This window comes from Mesorhizobium sp. RSR565B, from assembly GCF_054719465.1.
Genome location: NZ_JBTTIE010000001.1, coordinates 286216 through 307553, shown reverse-complemented (window position 1 = coordinate 307553; position 21338 = coordinate 286216). Strand labels below are relative to the sequence as shown.

20 protein-coding genes are annotated in these 21338 nt (G+C 64.7%); 10 read left to right on the top strand and 10 right to left on the bottom strand.

Features of this window, described 5'->3' with window-relative positions; translation table 11 throughout:
• Positions 1–26: 26 nt before the first annotated feature.
• Positions 27–908, bottom strand: coding sequence for a metal ABC transporter solute-binding protein, Zn/Mn family (locus ACYG9R_RS01515; protein ID WP_032886616.1), 882 nt, complete (start codon positions 906–908; stop codon positions 27–29).
• A 301-nt stretch (positions 909–1209) separates the two neighbouring features.
• Positions 1210–2271, bottom strand: a complete 1062-nt coding sequence (locus ACYG9R_RS01510; RefSeq protein WP_023824442.1) for a maleylacetate reductase — start codon at positions 2269–2271, stop codon at positions 1210–1212.
• 309 nt (positions 2272–2580) lie between these two features.
• On the opposite strand from ACYG9R_RS01510, the gene ACYG9R_RS01505 reads away from it, so the two are divergent.
• From ACYG9R_RS01505 to ACYG9R_RS01480, 6 genes are all read left to right on the top strand, one after another.
• Positions 2581–3465: an AraC family transcriptional regulator gene (locus ACYG9R_RS01505; protein WP_023824443.1), complete on the top strand. Its 885-nt coding sequence runs from the start codon at positions 2581–2583 to the stop codon at positions 3463–3465.
• Positions 3466–3694: 229 nt separating this feature from the next.
• Positions 3695–4759: an ABC transporter substrate-binding protein gene (locus ACYG9R_RS01500; protein ID WP_023672498.1), complete on the top strand. Its 1065-nt coding sequence runs from the start codon at positions 3695–3697 to the stop codon at positions 4757–4759.
• A 151-nt stretch (positions 4760–4910) separates the two neighbouring features.
• Positions 4911–5735: an ATP-binding cassette domain-containing protein gene (locus ACYG9R_RS01495; protein ID WP_023824444.1), complete on the top strand. Its 825-nt coding sequence runs from the start codon at positions 4911–4913 to the stop codon at positions 5733–5735.
• Positions 5732–6991, top strand: coding sequence for a sugar ABC transporter permease (locus ACYG9R_RS01490; protein ID WP_023742395.1), 1260 nt, complete (start codon positions 5732–5734; stop codon positions 6989–6991). The genes ACYG9R_RS01495 and ACYG9R_RS01490 overlap by 4 nt, the downstream gene beginning before the upstream one ends.
• Positions 6992–7019: 28 nt before the next feature.
• A complete protein-coding gene (locus tag ACYG9R_RS01485) occupies positions 7020–7748 on the top strand; it encodes an SDR family oxidoreductase (protein WP_023672501.1) in 729 nt (242 codons plus the stop codon).
• 126 nt (positions 7749–7874) lie between these two features.
• Complete coding sequence (locus tag ACYG9R_RS01480) at positions 7875–9482, top strand: FGGY-family carbohydrate kinase (RefSeq protein WP_023824445.1); 1608 nt, start codon at positions 7875–7877, stop codon at positions 9480–9482.
• A gap of 10 nt (positions 9483–9492) precedes the next feature.
• Here ACYG9R_RS01480 and ACYG9R_RS01475 read toward each other — a convergent pair whose 3' ends face one another.
• Genes ACYG9R_RS01475 through ACYG9R_RS01450 form a run of 6 tightly spaced genes read right to left on the bottom strand, consistent with a single transcriptional unit; the run spans position 9493 to position 15379 of the window.
• The gene (locus ACYG9R_RS01475) at positions 9493–10422 is read right to left on the bottom strand and encodes a phosphatidate cytidylyltransferase (protein ID WP_031199577.1); all 930 of its coding nucleotides are present in this window, start codon (positions 10420–10422) and stop codon (positions 9493–9495) included.
• A 39-nt stretch (positions 10423–10461) separates the two neighbouring features.
• On the bottom strand, positions 10462–11130 hold the full coding sequence (locus ACYG9R_RS01470; protein WP_023672504.1) for a lysophospholipid acyltransferase family protein: 669 nt from the start codon (positions 11128–11130) through the stop codon (positions 10462–10464).
• A gap of 3 nt (positions 11131–11133) precedes the next feature.
• Positions 11134–11568, bottom strand: a complete 435-nt coding sequence (locus tag ACYG9R_RS01465) for a hypothetical protein (RefSeq protein WP_023751873.1) — start codon at positions 11566–11568, stop codon at positions 11134–11136.
• Between the two features lie 10 nt (positions 11569–11578).
• Positions 11579–12949, bottom strand: coding sequence for a phosphatase PAP2/dual specificity phosphatase family protein (locus tag ACYG9R_RS01460; protein ID WP_023824447.1), 1371 nt, complete (start codon positions 12947–12949; stop codon positions 11579–11581).
• A gap of 4 nt (positions 12950–12953) precedes the next feature.
• Positions 12954–14735: a bifunctional alpha/beta hydrolase/class I SAM-dependent methyltransferase gene (locus ACYG9R_RS01455; protein WP_031199579.1), complete on the bottom strand. Its 1782-nt coding sequence runs from the start codon at positions 14733–14735 to the stop codon at positions 12954–12956.
• Between the two features lie 41 nt (positions 14736–14776).
• Positions 14777–15379, bottom strand: coding sequence for a CDP-alcohol phosphatidyltransferase family protein (locus ACYG9R_RS01450; protein WP_023824449.1), 603 nt, complete (start codon positions 15377–15379; stop codon positions 14777–14779).
• 238 nt (positions 15380–15617) lie between these two features.
• On the opposite strand from ACYG9R_RS01450, the gene ACYG9R_RS01445 reads away from it, so the two are divergent.
• Genes ACYG9R_RS01445 through ACYG9R_RS01435 form a run of 3 tightly spaced genes read left to right on the top strand, consistent with a single transcriptional unit; the run spans position 15618 to position 18378 of the window.
• A complete protein-coding gene (locus tag ACYG9R_RS01445; RefSeq protein WP_023824450.1) occupies positions 15618–16619 on the top strand; it encodes a sugar phosphate isomerase/epimerase family protein in 1002 nt (333 codons plus the stop codon).
• A complete protein-coding gene (locus ACYG9R_RS01440; protein ID WP_023824451.1) occupies positions 16616–17491 on the top strand; it encodes a MurR/RpiR family transcriptional regulator in 876 nt (291 codons plus the stop codon). The genes ACYG9R_RS01445 and ACYG9R_RS01440 overlap by 4 nt, the downstream gene beginning before the upstream one ends.
• Positions 17488–18378 (top strand): ribokinase, encoded by an 891-nt coding sequence (locus ACYG9R_RS01435; RefSeq protein WP_023824452.1) that lies wholly within the window; start codon positions 17488–17490, stop codon positions 18376–18378. The genes ACYG9R_RS01440 and ACYG9R_RS01435 overlap by 4 nt, the downstream gene beginning before the upstream one ends.
• A gap of 140 nt (positions 18379–18518) precedes the next feature.
• Here ACYG9R_RS01435 and ACYG9R_RS01430 read toward each other — a convergent pair whose 3' ends face one another.
• Positions 18519–19019, bottom strand: coding sequence for a hypothetical protein (locus ACYG9R_RS01430; protein ID WP_245260094.1), 501 nt, complete (start codon positions 19017–19019; stop codon positions 18519–18521).
• A 95-nt stretch (positions 19020–19114) separates the two neighbouring features.
• A complete protein-coding gene (locus tag ACYG9R_RS01425) occupies positions 19115–20062 on the bottom strand; it encodes a LysR family transcriptional regulator (RefSeq protein ID WP_023824453.1) in 948 nt (315 codons plus the stop codon).
• Between the two features lie 106 nt (positions 20063–20168).
• On the opposite strand from ACYG9R_RS01425, the gene ACYG9R_RS01420 reads away from it, so the two are divergent.
• On the top strand, positions 20169–21179 hold the full coding sequence (locus tag ACYG9R_RS01420; protein ID WP_023712504.1) for a zinc-dependent alcohol dehydrogenase family protein: 1011 nt from the start codon (positions 20169–20171) through the stop codon (positions 21177–21179).
• Positions 21180–21338: the final 159 nt, after the last annotated feature.

Genomic DNA, 21338 nt, shown 5'->3' with positions numbered 1-21338 from the left:
TTAGTCACATTCATTCGCAGTCACATTCATTGTGTGCGGGCGGCGAGCGCCTTCTGGACCGCGTCGATCTGGCCGCCGAACCAGGTCTGGATCGTCTGGCCCGCCGGTTCCGTCTCGGTGACGCCGATGACCGTGACCTTGTTCTGCTTGGCGATGTCGAGCAGCCTTGTCGTTGCCTCGTCGGTCACCTGCGAATTGTAGAACAGGATCTTGGCCGAGCCGTCCTTCAGGCTGTTTTCGAACGCCGCCACCTGCGTGGCGCTCGGCTCCGCATCGTTCATCAAGGCCACCTGGAAATCGTAGTTCAGCATCTTGAGACCGAGCGCTTCCGCCATGTAGCCGAAGACCGGCTCGGTAGCCGTCACCTCGGTGCCGGCATAGGTGTTCTTGACGTCGGCGATTTCCTTGTCAATGACCTCGAGCGAGGTCTGGAATGCCTTCAGGTTCGCCTCATAATGCACGGCATTGGCCGGATCGCGCTTGGCAAGGTCGGCGCTCAGCGCCTTGGCGATGGCCGGCAGCGTCGCCGGGTCGTACCACAGATGCGGGTTGTCGCCCGACTTCTTGCCGATCAGGTCGGCGGCGACGATGGTCGTGCGATCCTTGGCTGTCGAGGCCGACAGCAGCTTGTCCATCCACGGATCGTAGTCGGCGCCGTTGTAGATGACGATCTTGGCGTCGGCGATGGTGCGCGCCGTCGACGGGCTGGTCTCGAACAGATGCGGATCGTCATCGGGATTGGCCAGGATGCTGGTGACGGTGACGTTGCTGCCGCCGATCTGGCGGGCAAGGTCGCCATAGAAATTCTCGGCCGCCACGATGGTCAGCTTGTCTTCGGCGCCGACAGCCGTGCCGGTCAAAAGCGGCACCGCGACGAGCAGCGCGGCGAGAAAGGGAATGCGACGCATCCGTGGTCTCCTTGCAGTCTGAAATGTATGTCGCCGGAGAGGCGGGCTGTGTAACTGTATAACAGTAACAATATAACGTTTGCGTCGAAAATACGGCTGATGTCAATGGGCTTTTCGAGCCGCCCAGTTTTTCACGCGCACAAAACCGTGAGCGGCCTGCGCCGATCAGGCGGAGCCACTCATGCCTGTCGGCTATATGCGAAAGGGCAGGCGATCGCCGGCACCGCGAGGCCGCCGCGAGCACACCGGTCGTGGCGGTATCCTGATGAATTCGCGGCGGGTAAGTTCCTGCTTGTTGCCGTCAGTTTTGCGGGCGCCTTCCCTCCCACGCGTCCTGCAACAGGGCGCGGATTGCGGCGCGGTCGAAAGGCCGCGGATTCCAGTATGGGTTCCTGGTCGCAATCTCAGCGGCGCGGTCGAGATCGGCCTGCTTGAGGCCGAGTTCTTTCAATGTAAGGGGCGCGCCGACCGCCTTGGCGAAATCCTGGAGACCGCTACCGGCGCTGCCGCCAAACAAGTCGGCGACCGGCTTCAACAAGTCGGGCACCGCGGCGGCGTTGAAGCCGATCGTGTGCGGCAACATCACCGCATGCGTCTCGGCATGCGGCATGTCGAAAGAGCCGCCCAGCGTGTGACAGATCTTGTGATGCAGCGCCATGCCGACGGCGCCGAGCACCGTACCGCACAGCCAGGCGCCGTAAAGCGCATCGCCGCGTGCATCGATATTTCCAGGCTCCTTGGTCAACACCGGCAGCGCCGCCGTCATGGCGCGCAATCCTTCTTTCGCCATCAGGGTGGAAATCGGATGGCGATCCTGCGCGTAAAGCGCTTCGGCCGCGTGCGCCATGGCGTTGAGTCCTGACGCGACGCTCATCGCTATCGGCAGGCCGACGGTCAGCTCTGGATCGTAGATCACCACTTCCGGCAGGATACTTGCGTCACGCATTGTGGTTTTTTCGCCGTTCTCGGTCTGACCGAGGATCGGCGTCACCTCCGAGCCGGCATAGGTGGTCGGGATGACGATCTGCGGCAGGTCGGTGCGCCAGGCGATCGCCTTGCCGAGACCGGTGGTCGAGCCGCCGCCAAGCGCGACAACGCAGTCAGCGTTGACCTCGGTCGCCTTGGCCATTGCCGTTTGGGTTACCTCGACCGGCGTGTGCATGGCGGCGCCCGAAAAGGTGCCGGCCGCCAGCGCGCCGAGGGATTTGGCAAGCGCCTCGCCGTCGGCAGCCCGATGCGGCGTCGACAGCACCAGCGCGCGATTGCAGCCGAGTTTTTCGATCCAGGTGCCCACCTCGGACGACGCGCCATTGCCGAAGACAATATGCGCAGGGCTGCCGGAATAGGTGAACGTCCTTGTCATGCCGATCCGCTCCCTTTGCATATTATCACTGTGACGGAGCCGAAATCGAGCGACCAGCTCTCGCCGCCGGCGACATCGTTTGCGTCGTCACCGTCTCGCAAGCGGGGCCTGATCTCTCCCGCGTACTCGCAAACGTATCGCCTTGACCACAAAAACGTCAAAAAAGTATCAGTGAGGTGGACACACCGTGGTGGCGGCTGCATGAATTGCCGCCTAAGCTTCGATCACTGCAGAGAGCGGCAAACGCGGCCTGCGGGAGATGGCACTGCAACTGGTCGCATGACCGGACCGGCGCCGGGAGGAACTGACATGAATCCGGACTTGGAAGTCGTCCAGATCAGACGCGGCGAGTCGTTCAAGGCCTGGGCCCACGGCTACCCCTTCCATACCGTGCGCTGGCACTTCCACCCCGAATACGAAATCCATCACGTCGTCGCCACCACGGGCCATTATTTCGTCGGTGACTTCATCGGCGAGTTCGAGCCCGGCAATCTCGTGCTCACCGGCCCGAACCTGCCGCACAACTGGGTCAGCGACGTGCCGGCAGGCGCCAGCGTGCCGCTGCGCGGCCGCGTCGTGCAGTTCTCGCAAGAGTTCATTGCCGACGCCACCGCCGCGTTGCCGGAACTTGCCGGTTGTGAAAACATTCTCGAGCTCAGCCGCCGCGGCGCGCTGTTCTCCATCGCTACCGCCAAGCTCACCGCACCTGTGCTGGCCGAACTGGTCGAAGCGCAAGGCGTGCGTCGCATCGCTTTGTTCATGGAGCTCATCGACATTCTGAGCCGCGCCGCCGATGTGCGGACGCTCACCAGCGCCAGCTATCTGCCAGATCCCTCAGGCTTCATGTCGGCCGGCGTCAACAAGGCGCTTGCCTATATCAACGCCAACCTGACCGAGCCGTTCAGCGAAAGCGATCTGGCGGCGATTGCCGGGCGCAGCCCGAGCGCGTTTTCGCGCAGCTTCCGCCGTCATACCGGCATGGCGCTGGTTCAGTACGTCAACCGGCTGCGCATCAACCTTGCCTGCCAGCTGCTGATGAGTGAGGCCGACATGCCGATCACCGAGATCTGCTATGCCGCCGGCTACAACAACATCTCGAATTTCAACCGCCAGTTCCTGACCCAGAAAGGCATGTCGCCTTCGCGCTTCAGGGCCCTGCTGGCGGAAAACATCAGCGCGGAGATTGCCGCCTAACAGGGAGGACCGGGAGGAGCCTAGACATTTACTGAGGTAAGAACGCGGGGTGCGTTGGAGGCGTCCCGTGCTGGAGATCGCTTGTCCCGAAATCCAGAGATATCAAGAGGATGCGCAGCACGGATCAAGTGCTCCGTTGTTCCTCGCAACAGCCCGACTGCAGTCAAGGCCCGGCGCCATGTGGTGTCCAGGGCTTCATGAAACCATTCCTTGAAACGGAGCTATCGAAATGACCAGATTTGCCTGGAAATCGACGGGAGCCATCGCGCTCACTCTTTCTCTTCTTGGCGGCACCGCTGCCTTTGCCGCCCCGGTTACCGACGCCACGGTCGCCTTCTTGATGCCCGACCAGGCCTCGACGCGCTACGAGCAGCACGACTATCCCGGCTTCGTCGCCGAGATGAAAAAACTCTGCCCCGGCTGCAAGGTGATCTACCAGAACGCCGATGCCGACGCCTCGCGCCAGCAGCAGCAGTTCAACTCGGTGATCTCGCAAGGCGCCAAGGCGATCGTGCTTGACCCTGTCGACTCGACTGCCGCCGCCTCGCTGGTCAAGCTGGCGCAGAGCCAGGGCGTCAAGGTCATCGCGTATGATCGCCCGATCCCGACCGCACCTGCCGACTTCTACGTCTCGTTCAACAATGAAGGCATCGGCAAGGCCATTGCCGACTCGCTCGTCGAACACCTCAAGGCGCTGAAGGTCGACCCCGCCAGCGGCGGCCTGCTGCAGATCAACGGATCGCCGACCGACGCGGCCGCCGGGCTGATCAAGAAGGGCATCCATTCCAGCCTCGACAACAGCGGCTACAAGATCCTTGCCGAATACGACACGCCGGAATGGGCGCCGCCGAAGGCGCAGCAATGGGCAAGCGGCCAGATCACCCGCTTCTCCACGCAGATCGTCGGCGTTGTTGCGGCCAATGACGGCACCGGTGGTGGCGCCATCGCCGCCTTCAAGGCCGCCGGAGTCGATCCGGTGCCGCCGGTGACCGGCAATGACGCGACCATCGCCGCCCTGCAGCTGATCATCGCCGGCGACCAGTACAACACCATCTCCAAGCCGAGCGAGATCGTTGCGGCGGCTGCCGCCAACGTCGCCGTCCAGCTTCTGTCGGGCGAGACGCCGAAGGCCGAAATGACCCTCTACGACACCCCGTCGCAGCTGTTCACGCCGGCGGTGGTGACGCAGGAAAACCTCAAGGCCGAGATCATCGACAAGAAGATCAACACCGCCGAAGAGCTTTGCGTCGACCGCTATGCCGAAGGCTGCAAGAAGCTCGGCATCACAAAGTGACAATGCAGGTCGCCCAAAATCGCGCAGCGGTTTTGGGATAACGACATGCATAAAAGATGACCTAGAATCCTGATCCTGCTTTCCGGCCGCCCTTGCGGCGGCCGGAAGTCCGCAGTCACTCTTGACCGCCCATCCGGAAAGGTTTGCCACCATGTCTGACATCTCTGACGGACCGGTTTCGGCAGGCGAGCTGGTGCTCAGCCTGCGCGGCATCTCGAAGAATTTCGGCGCCGTTTCGGCGCTCACCGATATCGATCTCGATGTCCATGCCGGCGAGGTGGTGGCGCTGGTCGGCGACAATGGAGCCGGCAAGTCGACGCTGGTCAAGATTCTGGCCGGCGTTCACCAGCCGAGCTCGGGGACCATCAATTTCCGTGGCAAGCAAGTGACCATGCCTGACCCGAGTGCGGCGCTGACGCTCGGCATCGCCACCGTCTTCCAGGATCTCGCACTGTGCGAAAACCTCGACGTCGTCGCCAACATCTTTCTCGGCAAGGAGATCAACCCGCTGCGGCTGGACGAGGTGGCGATGGAAATTCGCGCCTGGACGCTGCTCAACGAATTGTCGGCGCGTATTCCAAGCGTCCGCGAGGCGGTCGCCTCGCTGTCCGGCGGCCAGCGCCAGACCGTGGCGATCGCCCGCTCGCTGCTGCTCGACCCCAAGGTCATCCTGCTCGACGAGCCGACCGCCGCTCTTGGCGTCGCCCAGACGGCGGAAGTGCTGAACCTCATCGACCGGGTGCGCGAGCGTGGGCTCGGCGTGCTGATGATCAGTCACAATATGGAGGACGTGCGCGCCGTCGCCGACCGCATCGTGGTGCTCAGGCTCGGCCGCAACAACGGCGTCTTCGAACCCGACGCCTCGAACCAGGAACTGGTCAGCGCCATCACCGGCGCCGCCAACAATGCAGTGTCGCGCCGCGCCGAACGGCGCAAGGCCGCCGAACAAGCGCACAACCAGGAGCAGCGGCCATGAGCGCGGAGCCCAAGCAGGACACCTCTTCGTCGACGGCGCTCGACCGCAGCGACGTCCGCGTCAAGCACCAGGCCGGCGTCGGTGGCGCCATCAGCGCCTTCTTCGACCGAGTCCGCTCCGGCGACCTCGGCTCGTTGCCGGTCATCGTCGGCCTGGTCATCATCTGGAGCGTGTTCACCGCGCTCAACCCGGTGTTCGTTTCGTCAAGCAATCTGGTCAATCTCCTGTTCGACTGCTCGACCGTCGGCGTCATCGCGCTCGGCATCGTCTGCGTGCTGATGGTCGGCGAGATCGACCTGTCGGTCGGCTCGATCAGCGGCTTTGCCTCGGCCATGGTGGGCACGCTGTGGGTCAACCAGGGCTGGCCGGTGGCGCTCGCCATCCTCGCCGCGGTTGCCGTCGGCGGTTTCATCGGCGCGCTCTATGCCTTGCTGTTCAACCGGCTCGGCATGCCAAGCTTCGTCTCGACGCTCGCCGGCCTGCTCGCCGTGCTCGGCCTGCAGCTGTATATTCTGGGCTCCACCGGCTCGATCAATCTGCCCTATGGCTCGAACCTGGTGAATTTCGGCCAGTTGCTGGTCATGCCGGACTGGCTGTCCTATGCACTGGCGGCATTGCCCGGCATCATCATGCTGATCAGCGGCCTGCGCACCGTCAGCCGCCGCCGGGCCGTCAATTTGTCGGCGCCGTCTGTCGGCGGCCTCATCGTGCGCGTCGCCGCCCTGACCATCCTGCTCGAACTGATCGTCGGTTATCTCAACCAGGCGCGCGGCATACCGTGGATGTTCGGCCTGTTCGTCGGCCTGGTGGTGGCGATGAACTATGCGCTGACCCGCACCCAATGGGGCCGCTCGATGACCGCCGTCGGCGGCAACCGCGAAGCGGCGCGCCGGGCCGGCATCAAGGTGCGCTCGATCTACCTCAGCGCCTTCGTCATGTGCTCGATGTTTGCCGCCCTCGGCGGCGTCCTGTCGGCGGCGCGGCTGGCCTCCGCCAGCCAGCAGGCCGGCACCGGCGACGTCAACCTCAACGCCATTGCGGCGGCGGTCATAGGCGGCACCAGCCTGTTTGGCGGCCGTGGCAGCGCCTATTCCGCGCTGCTCGGCATCATCGTCATCCAGTCGATCGCCAGCGGGCTGACCTTGCTCGATCTGTCATCGTCGCTTCGCTACATGATCACCGGCGCCGTTCTGGCAATTGCGGTCATCGTCGACTCCCTGGCACGCCGCTCGCGGGTTTCCCACGGCCGCGCCTGAACGCAACCGCAATCGATACGAGGATAGAATGGCTCAGGATTTGAGTGGAAAGGTCGCGGCGATCACCGGCGCCGCGTCGGGCATAGGCCTGGAATGCGCGAGAGCGCTGATTGCCGCCGGCGTTCGCGTTGTGCTCGTCGACCGCGCCGCCGACGCGCTGAAAAGCGTCTGCACCGAACTCGGTCCCAACGCGATCCCGCTGGTGATCGATCTGATGGAGCCGGCCAGCGTCGCGACGATGATGCCGCAAATCCTGGACAAGGCCGGCCAGCTCGATATCTTCCACGCCAATGCCGGCGCCTATGTCGGAGGCCCGGTGCTCGAAGGCGACCCCGATGTGTGGGACCGCATGCTGAATCTCAACATCAATGCGGTGTTCCGTTCCATACACGCCGTGCTGCCGCACATGGTCGAGCGCAAGACCGGCGACATCATCGTCACGTCTTCGATCGCCGGACTGGTGCCCGTGGTCTGGGAGCCGATCTACACAGCTTCGAAACACGCCGTGCAGGCCTTCGTGCATACGGTGCGCCGCCAGGTCGCCCCGCATGGCCTGCGCGTCGGCGCGGTGCAGCCGGGGCCGGTGGTGACAGCGCTGATCAGCGATTGGCCAAAGGACAAGCTTGAGGATGAACTGGCCAAGGGCGGCCTGATACAACCGGTCGAGGTCGCCGAAGCCGTGCTGTTCATGCTGACTAGGCCACGCAACGTCACCATCCGGGACCTGGTGATCCTGCCGCAGAGCAATGATTTGTGAGGCAATAGGCATTAGGCAGCAGGGAATGGGGAGAGGCTCTTGCAACTGACGGTTCACTGCTGACCATCTCGCCTACTGCCTACTGCCTACTGCCTACTGCCTACTGCCTAACTTCTGAGGTTCCCCATGTCCCACTTCCTCGGCATCGACGTCGGCACTGGCAGTGCCAGGGCGGGGGTGTTCGACAGCAAGGGCACCATGCTTGCCTCGGCGAAGCGCGACATTGCTTTGTTCATCGAGCCGGGTGAAATCGCCGAACAGTCGAGCGAGGACATCTGGCGTGCGGTTTGCGCCAGCGTGCGCGAGGCGGTGACGAAGTCGGGGCTCGCTGGGCGCGACATTGCCGGCATCGGCTTCGACGCCACCTGTTCGCTGGTCGTGGTCGGCAAGGACGGCGCGCCGTTGCCGGTCGGCAGTTCCGGCGACAGCCAGCGCAACATCATCGTCTGGATGGATCACCGCGCGCTCGACCAGGCGCAGCGCATCAATGCCGGCAAGCACGCCGTGCTCGACTATGTCGGCGGCACCATCTCGCCGGAGATGGAGACGCCGAAGCTGCTGTGGCTGCGGGAAAACCTGCCCGAAAGTTTTGCCGCGGCCGAGCATTTCTTCGACCTGACCGACTATCTGACCTGGCGCTCGACCGGCAGCCTGGCCCGCTCGATCTGCACGCTGACCTGCAAATGGACCTATCTCGGCCATGAGCGGCGCTGGGACGACGCCTATTTCCGTGCCGTCGGCCTCGGCGCGCTCGCCGATGAAGGCTTTGCCCGCATCGGCACCGAAATCGTCGAAGGCGGCACGGCACTTGCCCAAGGCCTGACTGAGGCCGCCGCGGCCGATCTCGGCCTGCTGCCGGGAACGCCGGTTGCGGCCGGCCTGATCGATGCCCATGCCGGCGGCGTCGGCACGGTTGGCGGGCAGGGCTCGGTCGGCACCTTGCAGTCGCGCATGGCCTATGTGTTCGGCACTTCGGCCTGCACCATGGCCAGCACCAGCGAGCCAGCCTTCGTGCCCGGCGTCTGGGGTCCGTATTTTTCCTCGATGGTGCCGGGGCTTTGGCTCAATGAAGGCGGGCAATCGGCGGCGGGTGCTGCAATCGACCACCTCGTCGCTTTCCATCCGGCCACGGCTGAGGCATCCGCAAAAGCCAAGGCGGAAGGTCTCGGCCTGACCGCTTGGCTTGGTCAGCAGGCGGCGAAACAGTCCACCGACCTGTCCGCAGTAGCGCACCTAGCCGATGGACTGCATGTCGTGCCGGAATTCCTCGGCAACCGCTCGCCCTTCGCCGATCCCGAGTCCAAGGCCCTGATCGCCGGGCTTGGCATGGACACGTCCCTCGACAGTCTGGTCGCGCTCTATGTCGCCGGCCTGCTGGGCATCGGCTACGGCGTTCGCCAGATCCTGGCGGCGATGGCCAAAAAAGGCATTGCCATCGACACTATCGTCGTCAGCGGCGGTGCGGCGCAAAGCGAGCTGGTACGTCAGCTTTTGGCCGACACCACAGGCCTGACCGTCGCCGGTTCGACCTCGCCCGAACCGGTGCTGCTCGGCTCAGCCATATTGGCTGCGGTGGCGGCGCAAAAATTTCCCGATGCGATCGCGGCGATGACCGGCATGTCGCGCATCGGCGACATCTATCGCCCGGCCGGTGGCGACCTCGTGCCCTGGCACGACAAGCGCTTCGCCGCCTTCGAATTGCTGCAGCAGGCAGGCCGCGCCATCCGCGGTTGAACGGCTTAGCTCACGTCCAGAAATAGCGGACGATGTGGAAGAACACCGGGGCGGCGAAGACCAGGCTGTCGGCCCGGTCCATCATGCCGCCGTGACCCTCGATCAGGTGACCCCAGTCCTTGACGCCCTGGTCGCGCTTGATCGCCGACGCCACCAGCCCGCCGAGGAACCCCATCAGGCAGGCGATGAGGGCGACGCCTGCCGCCGCAAGCGGCAAGAACGGCGTCAGGAACGACAGCAGGGCGCCGAGCAGGCTCGATGACACCAGCCCGCCGATCAGCCCTTCCCAAGTCTTTGATGGCGAAACGGACGGCGACAAAGGATGCCGGCCGAACAGCTTGCCGAAAATGTATTGCAGCACGTCGCTGCCTTGCACGGTGATGATCAGGAAGGCGATGAGCAGGAGGTTGCGGCCCTCGAAACCGGGCACGTTGAGGGTCAGCAGCGCCGGCACATGGCTGACGCAGTAGACCGAGATCATGACCGCCCATTGCTGCGCGGACACGCGCTCGAGGAAGCGCTCGGTGTCGCCGTTGAGCGCGGTGACCGCCGGCATCAAGAGGAAGCAGTAGACGGGGATGAAAATGGTGAAGAGCCCGTACCAGGCGGTCCACACCAGCCAGTACTGGAAGGGAATGATGATGCCGAACATGCCGAGCAGCACCCAGTGGTCGCTGCGCCGGCTGTGCGTCAGCGTCACGAACTCGCGCAGCGCGGCAAACGAGATCAGCGCAAACAGGATGGTCATGCCGGTGCGGCCGAAGAAGAAGGCGACGGTGATCGCCAGCACCATCACCCACCAGGCGTTGATGCGCTGGTTCAAGTTGACGAGCGTCGAGGGCAGCGGCTTCGGCGCCCGCCATGAGAGGATACCGGCAACGATGCTCGCCATGGTCAGCACGCAGATCAGGCCGGCCAGCAGGATGACGGTTTCATGCATTGGCGGCAGTGTCATACGAAGTCTCTTTGCCTGGTCATGCTAGTGGTCCCGATCGGGACGCGGGTTGAGCGACAGCAGCGTCTGGCGCGCGCGCTCGAGGAAGGTGCGGCGTTCTTCGCCGGGCGCGATCGCCACCGGCGGACCAAAGACGACGCGGCACAGAAGCGGCACCGGCAGGAACTGGCCCTTGGGCAGCACGCGCGACATGTTCTCGATCCAGCACGGGATGAGTTCGACATCGGGCCGCGCCATCGACAGATTGTAGAGGCCGGAGCGGAACGGCAGCAGATCCGCCTCCGTCGTATTGCGAGTGCCTTCGGGAAACAGGATCAGCGAGTGGCCGTCGTCGAGCACCGACAGCATGATCGAGATCGGGTGTTGCGTTTCGTCGGTCCACTGCCGGTGGATGAGCACGGACGACAGCATGTCCTGCGCGATGAAGCGGCGCAGCCGCGACTTGCCCCAATATTCGGCCGCCGCGATCGCATGGGTCCGGGCGCGCACCTTCTCGCTCAGACAGGCCGACAGCAGGATGAAATCACCATGGCTGGCATGGTTGGCGAAGTAGATGCGCTGCCGCTCCGACGGCTGGCTGCCGTTCCAGATTGGCCTGACGCCGGTCACCACCCAGGCCGCCGCCGACAGGCCGACCGAGGTCACCGTCTGCAGCAAGGTGAAGGTGTTGGCGCGAAGGTGGAGCTTTGTCATGGCTCAAACAAACGCTGCGAAAAGGGATGCCGCAGCAAACATGGCGAGTGCTATGCGCTGCCTTGTCAGCAGGCGGCGCGTGCCTGCAATGCGACGGTCAAGCGAGCGGCCGCCGGCAGCGGTGGGCTTCAGGCGCATGCGCGTCAGCACATCGTCGACCGCAGCACCCCCGGCGGCCTCGCTGGCGTGGCTTGCCATCAGCCGGAACAGCAGCGCATCGAACAAAAGCAAGGCCGAAAGAGCCAGCGTGGCCACGGCGCTCGCCGCCGCGACCAGCCAGGCCGCCGCCGACAGCGCTGTCGTCTGCGGTCCGGCCACCAGGCCGATGACCGGCGCTGCCATCACAGCCGCGACCACCAGCAGGATCGGCCACACCGCCTGCACCATCAGCCCGGCGGCGAATATTTCGGCCTTCTCGGGAAAATTGTCGCCACTCATGCCGGCCAACTCATGTCGGTTCTTCCAGCCCCGGTTCTTCCAGCCCCGGTTCATCCAGCCCGATCTGAAGGTGCACGGGCCTGCCCGACGCGGCGAGTTTCTTGCGCGCCTGTGCAGCTGTGTACGAGCGCCCCGTCACCACCAGCCAGTCGGCGACGACGGCTGCACTGCGCTGGAAGCCGAGCGCGCAGCAGACCAGGACGGTGCCGCGCCGGCGCGCCAGCTCGATCGCCGCCACCGCTCGCTCCAGCCTGTCGTGAGGCGGCGCCACGAGGTCGAGCATCGCGTAGCTGATCCAGCGGCAGGTCACGCCGCGCGGCCGTTCCATCTCGCCGGCAAGGTCGATCACTGTGCCGAAGCGGTTGGCCTCGTCGGCACTCGGAAACCGGCCGAGGAAAACACCGTCGGTGATCTCCGCTTGCGGCGCCAGTTGGCGGGTCCATACCCACACATTGATCCGGGCGCCAAGCCGGTAGGGCAGGAGCAGGATACGGTTGACCAGTGAGACGCTACCATCGGCTGCCTTCTGGAACACTTTGGCGCCGGCCCCAGCATAGCCGAAGGCGACGATGGCCAGCGCCAATGCCGGCCACAACAGGATGAGAAAATCGGCGGAGACCAACGCGCCCTCGGCAGCGCCGGTCAGGGCAAGGGCCGCCCCCAGCCCGTAATAACCCGCCAGCCGCCGCGCCCTTGGGTCGGCGGTCAACCGAAAACCCCAGAATGGCAGCTCGCCCTTGGACGGAAACAGCCACAGCGCAAACAGGCCGAGCAGGGCGCCGGTCGGAATGTCGATGAAATGATGCTGCCAGGTCGTCAGCACCGAGGCGCCGATGAGAAAACACCAGACGTGCCAGACCGGGCGGAGAATGCCGCCGAGACGGTGACGTGCCAGAACGTGACGCCAATGGTCCCAGATGATCACCAGGAGTGCGATGTGCAGGGATGGCGCCTGGTTGAACGGCTTGTCGAAACCACCGAGCACTGCAAACAGGAAACCCGGCAGGCCGGTGGTTTCCGGCCGCACGAATGTCGCCGTCAGCGGGAACGCGATGAAGCAGGCGACGGCAATGATCTGCGCCGAGAGATAACGGCCGGCGAGCCGGTCGACACCGCGCCTGGTCGTGTTGAGCAGCAACGATAGGCCGTAGAACAGATTGATCGACCAATAGGGCACGATCGTCCAGGCGACGAAAGGGATGGCGTGTTCCCAGGCAAACACGATGCTGCCGACATGGTCGCGCCGCGACGCCAGCCAGTTGGCAAAGCCATAGGTCGAATAGAAGAACGGCGCCAGCAGCGCCAGCCAAAGGGCGGCCCTCAGCACGATGCCCAAATAGGGTTCCCGCGCCGGGGCAGGGTCAGTGACAGGCAGGGCCATGGTCTCAGACGCGCCGTGCAACCGAAACGGTGAAGATGCCCCATTGGTCGATGCGCTGGTCGATCTTCTCAAAACCGGCAGCCGTCACCAACTGGTCCATTTCGCCCTGCGTGCGCCGCCGCATCACCCAGGCCTGGCCGCCGCGATGCGAGGTCAGGCTGCGCGCGATCATCTCCAGTTGCGGATGCCACGGCTGGTTGGTGTAGACGAGCAGGCTGCCGGGTTGCATGGCGCTGGCCAGTCCACCGAGCGAACGGGAAATCAGCGCATTGTCGGCGAACAATTCGTAGAGCCCGGAGACGATGGCGAGGTCCGGCGCCGGGGTCAACCCAGCCAGCATGTCGGCATCGAAGGCGTCGGCCTGATGGAAGGTGACGCTGGTCGGCAGCTGCCGCTCGGCGATCAGCTTCGAACCCAACCCGACATTGAGCTCGGAATAATCCTGCAGCCGCACGCTTGCTGGCGGTTCAGTGCATTTGGTGACGGCATCGAGCACATAGCGGCCGTGACCGGCGGCGATGTCGAGCATGTGGACGGGACGGCCGGCTGCCATCAGGCTGGCGGCGGCGTTGCCGATCAGCTCTTCCAGATGCAGCTTGCGCTGGCGGATGCCGCGCCAGCCGATCGCGTCGAGGAAGGTGCGGTCGATCATGCGGCCGATGAAGCCGGTGCCGCGCGCGTCGTTCTCGTAGACATAGTCGAGCGTCGAGCCGGAATCGAAGCCGGTGGCGATGCCAATCTTCATGCCCGAAGACAGCCAGGCGCCCATGCGGATCGAGGCGCGACTCATCGCCCAGAAAATTCCCTTGGGCGACAACAGCGTCAGCGGCGAGGCGAGCCTCTCGGCCTCGTCGCGGGTGTAGCCGGCGCGGTCGGCCTGAAGCAAGTCGATGGTTTTCTCCGGCGTGGCAAATTGCTTTTCGAGGAACGGCCGGATCAAGTCCAGCGCCTGCTTGCGATCGCGCTCGCCCAGCGTGTCGTGGAAGAAGCCGGGCAGCACATGCCGCTCCTTGGCGCTGCTGCCGAGATTGACGAAGAATTCGTGCTGCGGTCCATGCCGCACCACCCAATCGCTGCCGGAGATCAAGAGCTGCGTCGGCACGGTGATGGCGCGCGCGTCCGAGACGATGCGGGCAGCGTGGTCGTAAAGCTCGACCAGGATGTTGGAGGCGATCGGTCGCGTGATCAGCGGATCGGCGTCGAAGGAAGCGATGCGCTCGGCATCATGCGTCAGGAACTTCGCCTTGACGTAGGAATTGACGAAGAAGCGGCCCTTGAGCTTCTGCCACAGCGCAATGCCCTCTTTGGCGAAGGGCACGTAGAGCTTGACCGAAAAGGCCGGTGAAGCCACCACCAGCGCGCGGATGTCGGGCGCATAGTCATGCACCCAGGCAGCGGCCAGCACGGCGCCGAAGGACTGCGCGATCAGCGCGATGTCGCGCTGGCCAAAACAATCCCGGCCGATCTCACGCACCAGGCAGTCGATGTCACGAACCAGGGCGGCAAAGGACGGCGCATAGCCGCGCTCGCCGGCCGAGCGGCCATTGCCGCGCGCGTCCCAGGCGTAGAAGGCATGATCGGGCATGGCGAGTTCGTCGACCAGATGCGCCATGCGGCCGCCATGCTCGTGGCCGCGATGGAACAGAAGGATCGCACCCTTTGGCGTCTGCCCAACGGCCGGCCAGTAGCGGTAGAAGATCTCGGTGCCGTCATGGCTCTTGAAGGTGCGCTCCTGCGCGACGCGCTCGAGGCTTGCCGGTGCTACGGCGGCGATGGTCTGGTGGATCATGGTTTCCCTCTGGCGGTCGGGTGCCTGACGCTTTGGCATCAGGTGCCGCCCGCTCTAAGGCCGCTGCGTATCCGGTTGATGGCGGTTATCCCCGACAGTGTAGCCATGATCGGAAACACAAACGGCGCGATCCCCGCCACCCACAGGCCGCAAGCGAGGAGAAAGCCGATGACGCCGAGCACCAGGGCTCGGTCGCTCTTGCCGAACGGCCCGGCATAGTTGCGCCCGCTGCCTGCGGCAACGCCAAGCACGCCGGCGAACTCGACCAGCATGGCGGTAATAGCGAAGGCGACGACACCCCAGGCCGGGAACAAGGTGGCAAAGGCCAGGATCAGCGCCAGGTCCGAGACGACGTCGCAGAGTTCGTTGAGATACATGCCGAGTTTTGATGCTTGTCCATGTTCCCTGGCCAGCATCCCATCAACGGCGTTGAGCACCATGCGCACGAACAGCACCACCGGCATCAACAGGAACACCAGGAGATGGAAGGCAAAGGCCGCGACCACCAGGCCTGTGGCGGTGGAGAGCGCGGCGGCGAGAAGCGTGATCTGGTTGGCGGTGACGCCGGCATCGGCCAGCCGGTCGGCCAGCGGCCGCAGCCTGGCCTGAAAGGCCGGTTTCAGTTGATAAAGCGTTGGCATGTGCGATCCCCCAACCGCGGCTCATGACAGTGTCGGCGAGATTGGTCAATCGGCAGGCAGGGCGCAAGGGCTTGCACCAGCATCCGCACCGTTGCGGGACTCGAAACTCCCGGCATGGACGCAGAGGCGCAGCCGAAGATCTCGGCCAAGCAGGATGTTGCGCGCTACAAACCGCCTCGCAAATGAGAACTTTACAAATATTCGTATTTATATGAAGTAAATCACTGAAAGGTCCATCATGACAAACAGTCGCTTCGCCACCCGCCTGAATTCCTTCGCCTCGCGGCCGCAAGCCGAATGGCCTGATCTTACCGGCAAGCCGTCCATGCTGCAGATGGCAGCCCGCGCGGCCAAGGTCGACGGGCTGACCGACCTTGATCTTAATTTCCCCGACCATGTCAGTGAAAAGCCGGCTGAAATCGCCCGAAAGCTCGGCGATTTCGGGCTTTCCATCAATGGCTTTGCCATGCGTTACTACTCCAATCCGGCCTTCAAGCTCGGCGCCTTCACCAATCCGGACCCGGCGGTGCGCCGCGAAGCCATCGACTTGACCAAGGCCGGTATCGATGCGGTGCGCGCGGCCGGCGCCAGTCTGATGACGCTGTGGCTGGGCCAGGATGGCTTCGACTATGCATTTCAAACTGACTATGCGACGCTCTGGCAACACGAAATCGATGGGGTTCGTGAAGTTGCCGCGCATGATCCCGGCTGCCAGATCAGCCTGGAGTACAAGCCGAACGAACCGCGCTCCTACTCGCTGATGCCGGATGCCGCGACCACCTTGCTGGCGATCCGCGAGGTCGGCCTACCCAATCTCGGCGTCACGCTTGATTTCGCCCATGTGCTCTATGCCGACGAACAGCCGGCCTTCGCAGCGGCGCTGATCGCTCGCCACAGCAAGCTGCTCGGCGTCCATCTCAACGATGGCTATGCCAAGCGCGACGACGGCCTGATGGTCGGCGCGGTGCACACGCTGCAGACCATCGAACTGCTGCGCCAGATCCGCCGCGACGGCTACGCCGGCGCCATCTACTTCGACACCTTCCCCGACATGACCGGGCTCGATCCGGTGCGCGAATGCGAAGTCAACATCGCCACCGTCAAGCGCCTGCTGCGCGTTGTCGACCGGCTGGAGAAGGATAACCGCCTGTCCGCCGCCATGGACAGTCAGGACGCCGTGACGTCGCAGGCTATCGTCCAGGAAGCCATGCTCGGGCCGGAGACGAGGGGACGTGGATGACGTTGAGCAATCTCGATCTGAAAGCCGTGGGGCCGCGCATCCGCATGATGATGCCGCATCTCACCCCGCTTGAGGCCAAGGTGGTGGAAACCGTCTTCGGCCGGCGCGGTTTCGACCAGACCATTCCGCTGAAGCAGATCGCCGAGGAGGCCAGCGTGTCGGAGGCGATGGTGGTCAAGATCGCCAAGAAACTCGGCTTCTCCGGCTACCGCGACTTCCGCACCGCCGTCTATGAATACAGCCGCCTCCCGACCGCCGAGATGCACCAGGAACTGTCGGTCGACGACAGCTCGGCCGAGATCGTGCAGAAAGTGTTCCGCACCTCGATCCAGGCGCTGGAGGAGACGCTCGCGATCCTCGACATGGACGATTTCGACCGTGCCGCCGATCTGCTCTACCGCGCCAGGAACCGCGATTTTTATGGCGTCGGCGGCTCCGCCCAGATCGCCCGCGACGTCTCGCACAAATTCCTGCGCATCGGCATCCGCGCGTCTGTCTATGATGACTCGCACATGATGCTGATGTCGGCCTCGCTGCTCGGCGCCGACGACATCGCCGTCGGCTTCTCGCATTCCGGCAACACGTCGGCCGTCATCGACGCTATCCATCTTGCCCGCAAGAGCGGCGCCCGCACACTGGCCATCACCAACTACGACAACTCGCCGCTGGCCCGGATTGCCGACATCGTGCTGTGCTCGACGGCGCAGGGATCGCCGCTGATGGGCGAAAACGCAGCGGCGCGCATCGCGCAGCTCAACATCCTCGACGCGCTGTTCGTGGCGGTGGCGCAGCGCGACTACCAGGCGGCGGAGCGCAATCTCGGCCGCACCATGTCGGCGGTCACCTCGAAACGAAAAGACCGGGGCACATGACGGTTCCGCTGGTCACCGTCTTCGGCAGCCTGCACTACGACATCATGGTCGACGCGCCCGACCGTCCGCGCAAGGGCGAGACTGTGACCGGCCATGCCTGGCAGCCGAAATGCGGCGGCAAGGGCGGCAACCAGGCGGTCTCGGCGGCACGCGCCGGCGTGCGCGCGGCGATGATCGGCGCCGTCGGCGACGACGATTTCGGCACGGCGCTGCTGGCCAATCTCGATCGCGCTGGCCTCGATCGCCGCTTCGTGCGCGTGGCGGCAGGCGCAGGCTCCGGCATGAGCGTGGCGATCTTCGACAGCGATGGCGACTATGGTGCGGTGATCGTCTCCGGCAGCAATCTCACGCTGGACGATGATGACGTCGTGGCAGCAAGGGAGGTGGTGGTACAGACGGCAGTGCTGTTGCTGCAAAACGAAGTGCCCGACGCCGCAAACATCGCTGCCGCGCGCGCGGTGAAGGCATCCGGCGGCCGCGTCGTGCTCAACGCCGCACCGGCGCGAACACTGTCGGCCGAATTGACCGCGCTGATAGACATCGTCATCGTCAACGCCATCGAAGCGGAATTTTTGGCCGGCGTTCCGGTTGTCGATACGCTCGCCGGCGCAACCGAAGCCGCGCGGCGGCTGATCGATGCCTACCCCTCGGCGATCGTCACCGCCGGCGGCGAAGGTGTCGCCTATTGCGACCGGACCGGCGCGGCCTTCGCACTGGCGGCCGTCCCGGTCAAGGTCGTCAGCACCCATGGCGCCGGCGACGAATTCGTCGGCGCCTTCGCGGCAGGCCTCGCCCGTGGCCATCCGATGGAAGCGGCGATCGCCACGGCCAATGCCGCCGCCGCCTCGCTGGTGGCGACACCGGAGGGAAAGCGCAGCTCGCGTTGAAAACTCAGGCCGCATATTGCCGCCTCCAAACCCGTGCCCCCGTCGATGAGCGAAACGGCAAACCGGGCGCGGCGAGAACCTGCTTGGCTTTGCCCTGATGGAGGCGCGGGACCAAGCTGCGTGGTCGAAAGTAGGGAGCTTCAGTCCGCTTCGCCGGCCGAACTTTTGCCGCACTGCGCCAGCACCTTACCGATCGCAGCGCTCGAGCCCGTCAGCGGAAAGCTGTTCTCGCCATATTTGTCGGCCGTAACCGTGACGTCGCCCTTGCTGCGCAACAGGCCGAGCAGTGGATCGTCTTTGCTCAGCTCAGCCGTGAAGTAATTATACATGGCCTCGAGGTCGAGCTTTTTGGTCACGCTCTTGTCACCGCCCTTGAAGGTGAAGGAAGCGCTGATGCCGGGTTCCAGCTGCTGGCCGGCCGCACCCAGATCGTAGCTCAGCACCGGCTTGTCGAAACAGACGAGCATCAGATGCGCATCGGCCTTCGGTCCGCCGCACACCGAAGCCGTCAGCACGCTGCCGCCTTCGTCTTCTTCCATCTTGGCGCTCCAGTTGCAGGACGCGGCAAAAGCCGGCTGCGCGGCTTGCAGCGCGGCCAGAACGGAACCTGCCATCATGAACTTCGCCAATGCACTTTGCATGATCCCCTCCCAAGCTACATTCAACGAGATCATACAGGACAAAAGGCCTGGTGACAGCGGCATATGCCGTCTTAGCCCCCGGCGCGCCCCATTGATCAAGCCTTTGAGACCGGCCTCGACGTCCAGGGCGGCTCCGGCGCGAAGCGCTTGCCGATCCACTCGGCGAAGGCGCGTGTCTTGGCGGCTTGTCCCTTGGCCGAGGGCATGACGACATAGACCGCGCCTTCGTCGGCCAGCGTCCAGTCCGCCAGCACCGGCACCAGCCGTCCGTCGGCGAGTTCGCGTCCGACAAGCCAGTCGGTGCTCATCATCAGGCCGAGGCCTTGCACCGCGGCTTCGACCAGCACCTCGGCATCGTCGCACACCATCGGCCCCGAGACGTCGACGTTGACGCGGCGTCCCGAACTGTCGGTCATCTCCCAGGTTGGAAAGGTCTGGAAGCCGGAGAAGCCGAGGCAGGCGTGTTCTGTGAGCGCTTCCGGCGCTTCCGGCGTGCCCCGGCGGGCGAGGTAGGAGGGAGCAGCGCACAGCAACCGCCGCCGTGTCGCGATCTTGCGCGCCACCAGGCGCGAGTCCTCCAGCGCGCCGAGACGGACGGCGACATCGAAGTTCTCTGCAACGAGATCGACTAACCGGTTGGAGAACTCGGCCTCGATGCTGACATCCGGGAACGTCGCTAGAAATTGCGGCAGCAGCGGCCCGATCCACATACGGCCAAAGGTTCCCGGCAGCGCCAGCCGCAGCAAGCCGCGCGGCGTCCCGCTGGCATGCGCGGAAGCAGCAGCCTCGGCTTCGTCTACCGAGGCCAGGATGGCGCGGACGCGTATCAGGAACTCCGCTCCCGCCTCCGTCAACGATACGCTTCGGGTGGTCCGGTGCAGCAGCCGCACGCCGAGCCGCTGCTCCAGCGATTGCAGGCGGCGTGACAGAACCGTCGAGTCGCGCCCGACGCGCAACGCTGCCTTGGTGAAGGAGCGCGCTTCGGTGATGGCCGCAAAGGCGGCCATTTCGGCAAGGCTGGCGGGGTTGTGTGATTGCTGCATAAAGCACAGGACTCAAATGTAAAAATTCCGGATTATCTGCTTGTAGCGCAGCAGATAGCTTCACTCAATCCTGACGATTGACCCCTTAAACAGGAATGCGTGAGCCATGAAAGCCATCGAACTGACCGCCGCCAAGCTGGACGCCTTTCGCGCCACCACCATTGCCACGCCTGAACCGCAGCGCGGCGAAGTGCTGATCCGCCAGCGCGCCGCGAGCCTGAATTTCGTCGATGTGGCGGTGGCCAGCGGCAATTATCGTGTGCCCGGCTTTCCGCTCATTCCCGTCGCCGACGGCGCCGGCGAGATCGTCGCGCTGGGGGAGGGCGTTACGGATTTCGCCGTCGGCGATCGCGTCGTTGCCCATGCCAAGCCGCGCTGGATCGGCGGTCCGCCCCGGCCTAACGAGATGACGCAGATGCGCGGAATTTCGCTGCCGGGGTCGCTCGCCGAATATGTCGCGCTGCCGGCCAACTCGCTCGTGCCGGTACCGGCTCGTCTCTCTTTCGAGGCGGCGTCGACCCTGCCGATCGCCGCGACCACCGCCTGGAACGCCGTCCGCGCCGCCGATGTCGGGCCGGGCTCGGTCGTCGTGCTGCTCGGCACCGGCGGCGTCTCCATCTTCACCCTTCAGCTGGCGAAAGCCGCCGGCGCAACCGTCATCATCACTTCTTCGTCGGACGAGAAGCTGGAGCGGGCGAAGGCACTCGGCGCCGATCATCTCATCAACTACCGCGCGACGCCCGACTGGGACGGCAAGGTGCTGGAACTGACCGGCGGCCTCGGCGCCGACCTCGTCGTCGAGACCGCCGGCACCGCCACCTTCGCCCGCGCCGTCAACGCCACCGCGCCTGGCGGCACGCTGTTCACCATCGGTTTCGTCACCGGCGCCGAGGCCACGGTCGACCTGCTGCCGATCATCATCAAGGCGCTGAAGGTGGTCGGCAACAACACCGGGTCGGTATCTGACCTTCGCGCCGCCGTCCGCGCCATCGCCGCCGCCCGCATCGACCCGGTCGTCGACAAGGTGTTCAGCCAGGAGCAGGCGGCCGAAGCCTACGCGCACATGTCGGCAGGCGGGCAGCATTTCGGCAAACTTGCGTTCAAGCTCGACTGGTAGCCGAGGCGCGCGAGCTGCCAATCTCCCCCCTTGAGGGGGAGATGCCCGGCAGGGCAGAGGGGGTGGTCCGACCGGGCTCGACCTACTGCGGCGGAAGGAGGTTGGCGCTCTACGAGAGGCGACCCCCTCTGTCGCCTTCGGCGACATCTCCCCCTCGAG

Excerpts from the sequence above, each read along its gene's own strand:
- ACYG9R_RS01505 (WP_023824443.1), top strand. The coding sequence starts at position 2,581 with ATGAATCCGGACTTGGAAGTCGTCCAGATCAGACGCGGCGAGTCGTTC.
- ACYG9R_RS01450 (WP_023824449.1), bottom strand. The coding sequence starts at position 15,379 with ATGCCAACGCTTTATCAACTGAAACCGGCCTTTCAGGCCAGGCTGCGG.
- ACYG9R_RS01430 (WP_245260094.1), bottom strand. The coding sequence starts at position 19,019 with ATGCAAAGTGCATTGGCGAAGTTCATGATGGCAGGTTCCGTTCTGGCC.
- ACYG9R_RS01435 (WP_023824452.1), top strand. The coding sequence starts at position 17,488 with ATGACGGTTCCGCTGGTCACCGTCTTCGGCAGCCTGCACTACGACATC.
- ACYG9R_RS01500 (WP_023672498.1), top strand. The coding sequence starts at position 3,695 with ATGACCAGATTTGCCTGGAAATCGACGGGAGCCATCGCGCTCACTCTT.
- ACYG9R_RS01470 (WP_023672504.1), bottom strand. The coding sequence starts at position 11,130 with ATGACAAAGCTCCACCTTCGCGCCAACACCTTCACCTTGCTGCAGACG.
- ACYG9R_RS01510 (WP_023824442.1), bottom strand. The coding sequence starts at position 2,271 with ATGACAAGGACGTTCACCTATTCCGGCAGCCCTGCGCATATTGTCTTC.
- ACYG9R_RS01440 (WP_023824451.1), top strand. The coding sequence starts at position 16,616 with ATGACGTTGAGCAATCTCGATCTGAAAGCCGTGGGGCCGCGCATCCGC.
- ACYG9R_RS01485 (WP_023672501.1), top strand. The coding sequence starts at position 7,020 with ATGGCTCAGGATTTGAGTGGAAAGGTCGCGGCGATCACCGGCGCCGCG.
- ACYG9R_RS01460 (WP_023824447.1), bottom strand. The coding sequence starts at position 12,949 with ATGGCCCTGCCTGTCACTGACCCTGCCCCGGCGCGGGAACCCTATTTG.
- ACYG9R_RS01490 (WP_023742395.1), top strand. The coding sequence starts at position 5,732 with ATGAGCGCGGAGCCCAAGCAGGACACCTCTTCGTCGACGGCGCTCGAC.
- ACYG9R_RS01425 (WP_023824453.1), bottom strand. The coding sequence starts at position 20,062 with ATGCAGCAATCACACAACCCCGCCAGCCTTGCCGAAATGGCCGCCTTT.
- ACYG9R_RS01515 (WP_032886616.1), bottom strand. The coding sequence starts at position 908 with ATGCGTCGCATTCCCTTTCTCGCCGCGCTGCTCGTCGCGGTGCCGCTT.
- ACYG9R_RS01475 (WP_031199577.1), bottom strand. The coding sequence starts at position 10,422 with ATGCATGAAACCGTCATCCTGCTGGCCGGCCTGATCTGCGTGCTGACC.
- ACYG9R_RS01420 (WP_023712504.1), top strand. The coding sequence starts at position 20,169 with ATGAAAGCCATCGAACTGACCGCCGCCAAGCTGGACGCCTTTCGCGCC.
- ACYG9R_RS01480 (WP_023824445.1), top strand. The coding sequence starts at position 7,875 with ATGTCCCACTTCCTCGGCATCGACGTCGGCACTGGCAGTGCCAGGGCG.
- ACYG9R_RS01445 (WP_023824450.1), top strand. The coding sequence starts at position 15,618 with ATGACAAACAGTCGCTTCGCCACCCGCCTGAATTCCTTCGCCTCGCGG.
- ACYG9R_RS01465 (WP_023751873.1), bottom strand. The coding sequence starts at position 11,568 with ATGAGTGGCGACAATTTTCCCGAGAAGGCCGAAATATTCGCCGCCGGG.
- ACYG9R_RS01495 (WP_023824444.1), top strand. The coding sequence starts at position 4,911 with ATGTCTGACATCTCTGACGGACCGGTTTCGGCAGGCGAGCTGGTGCTC.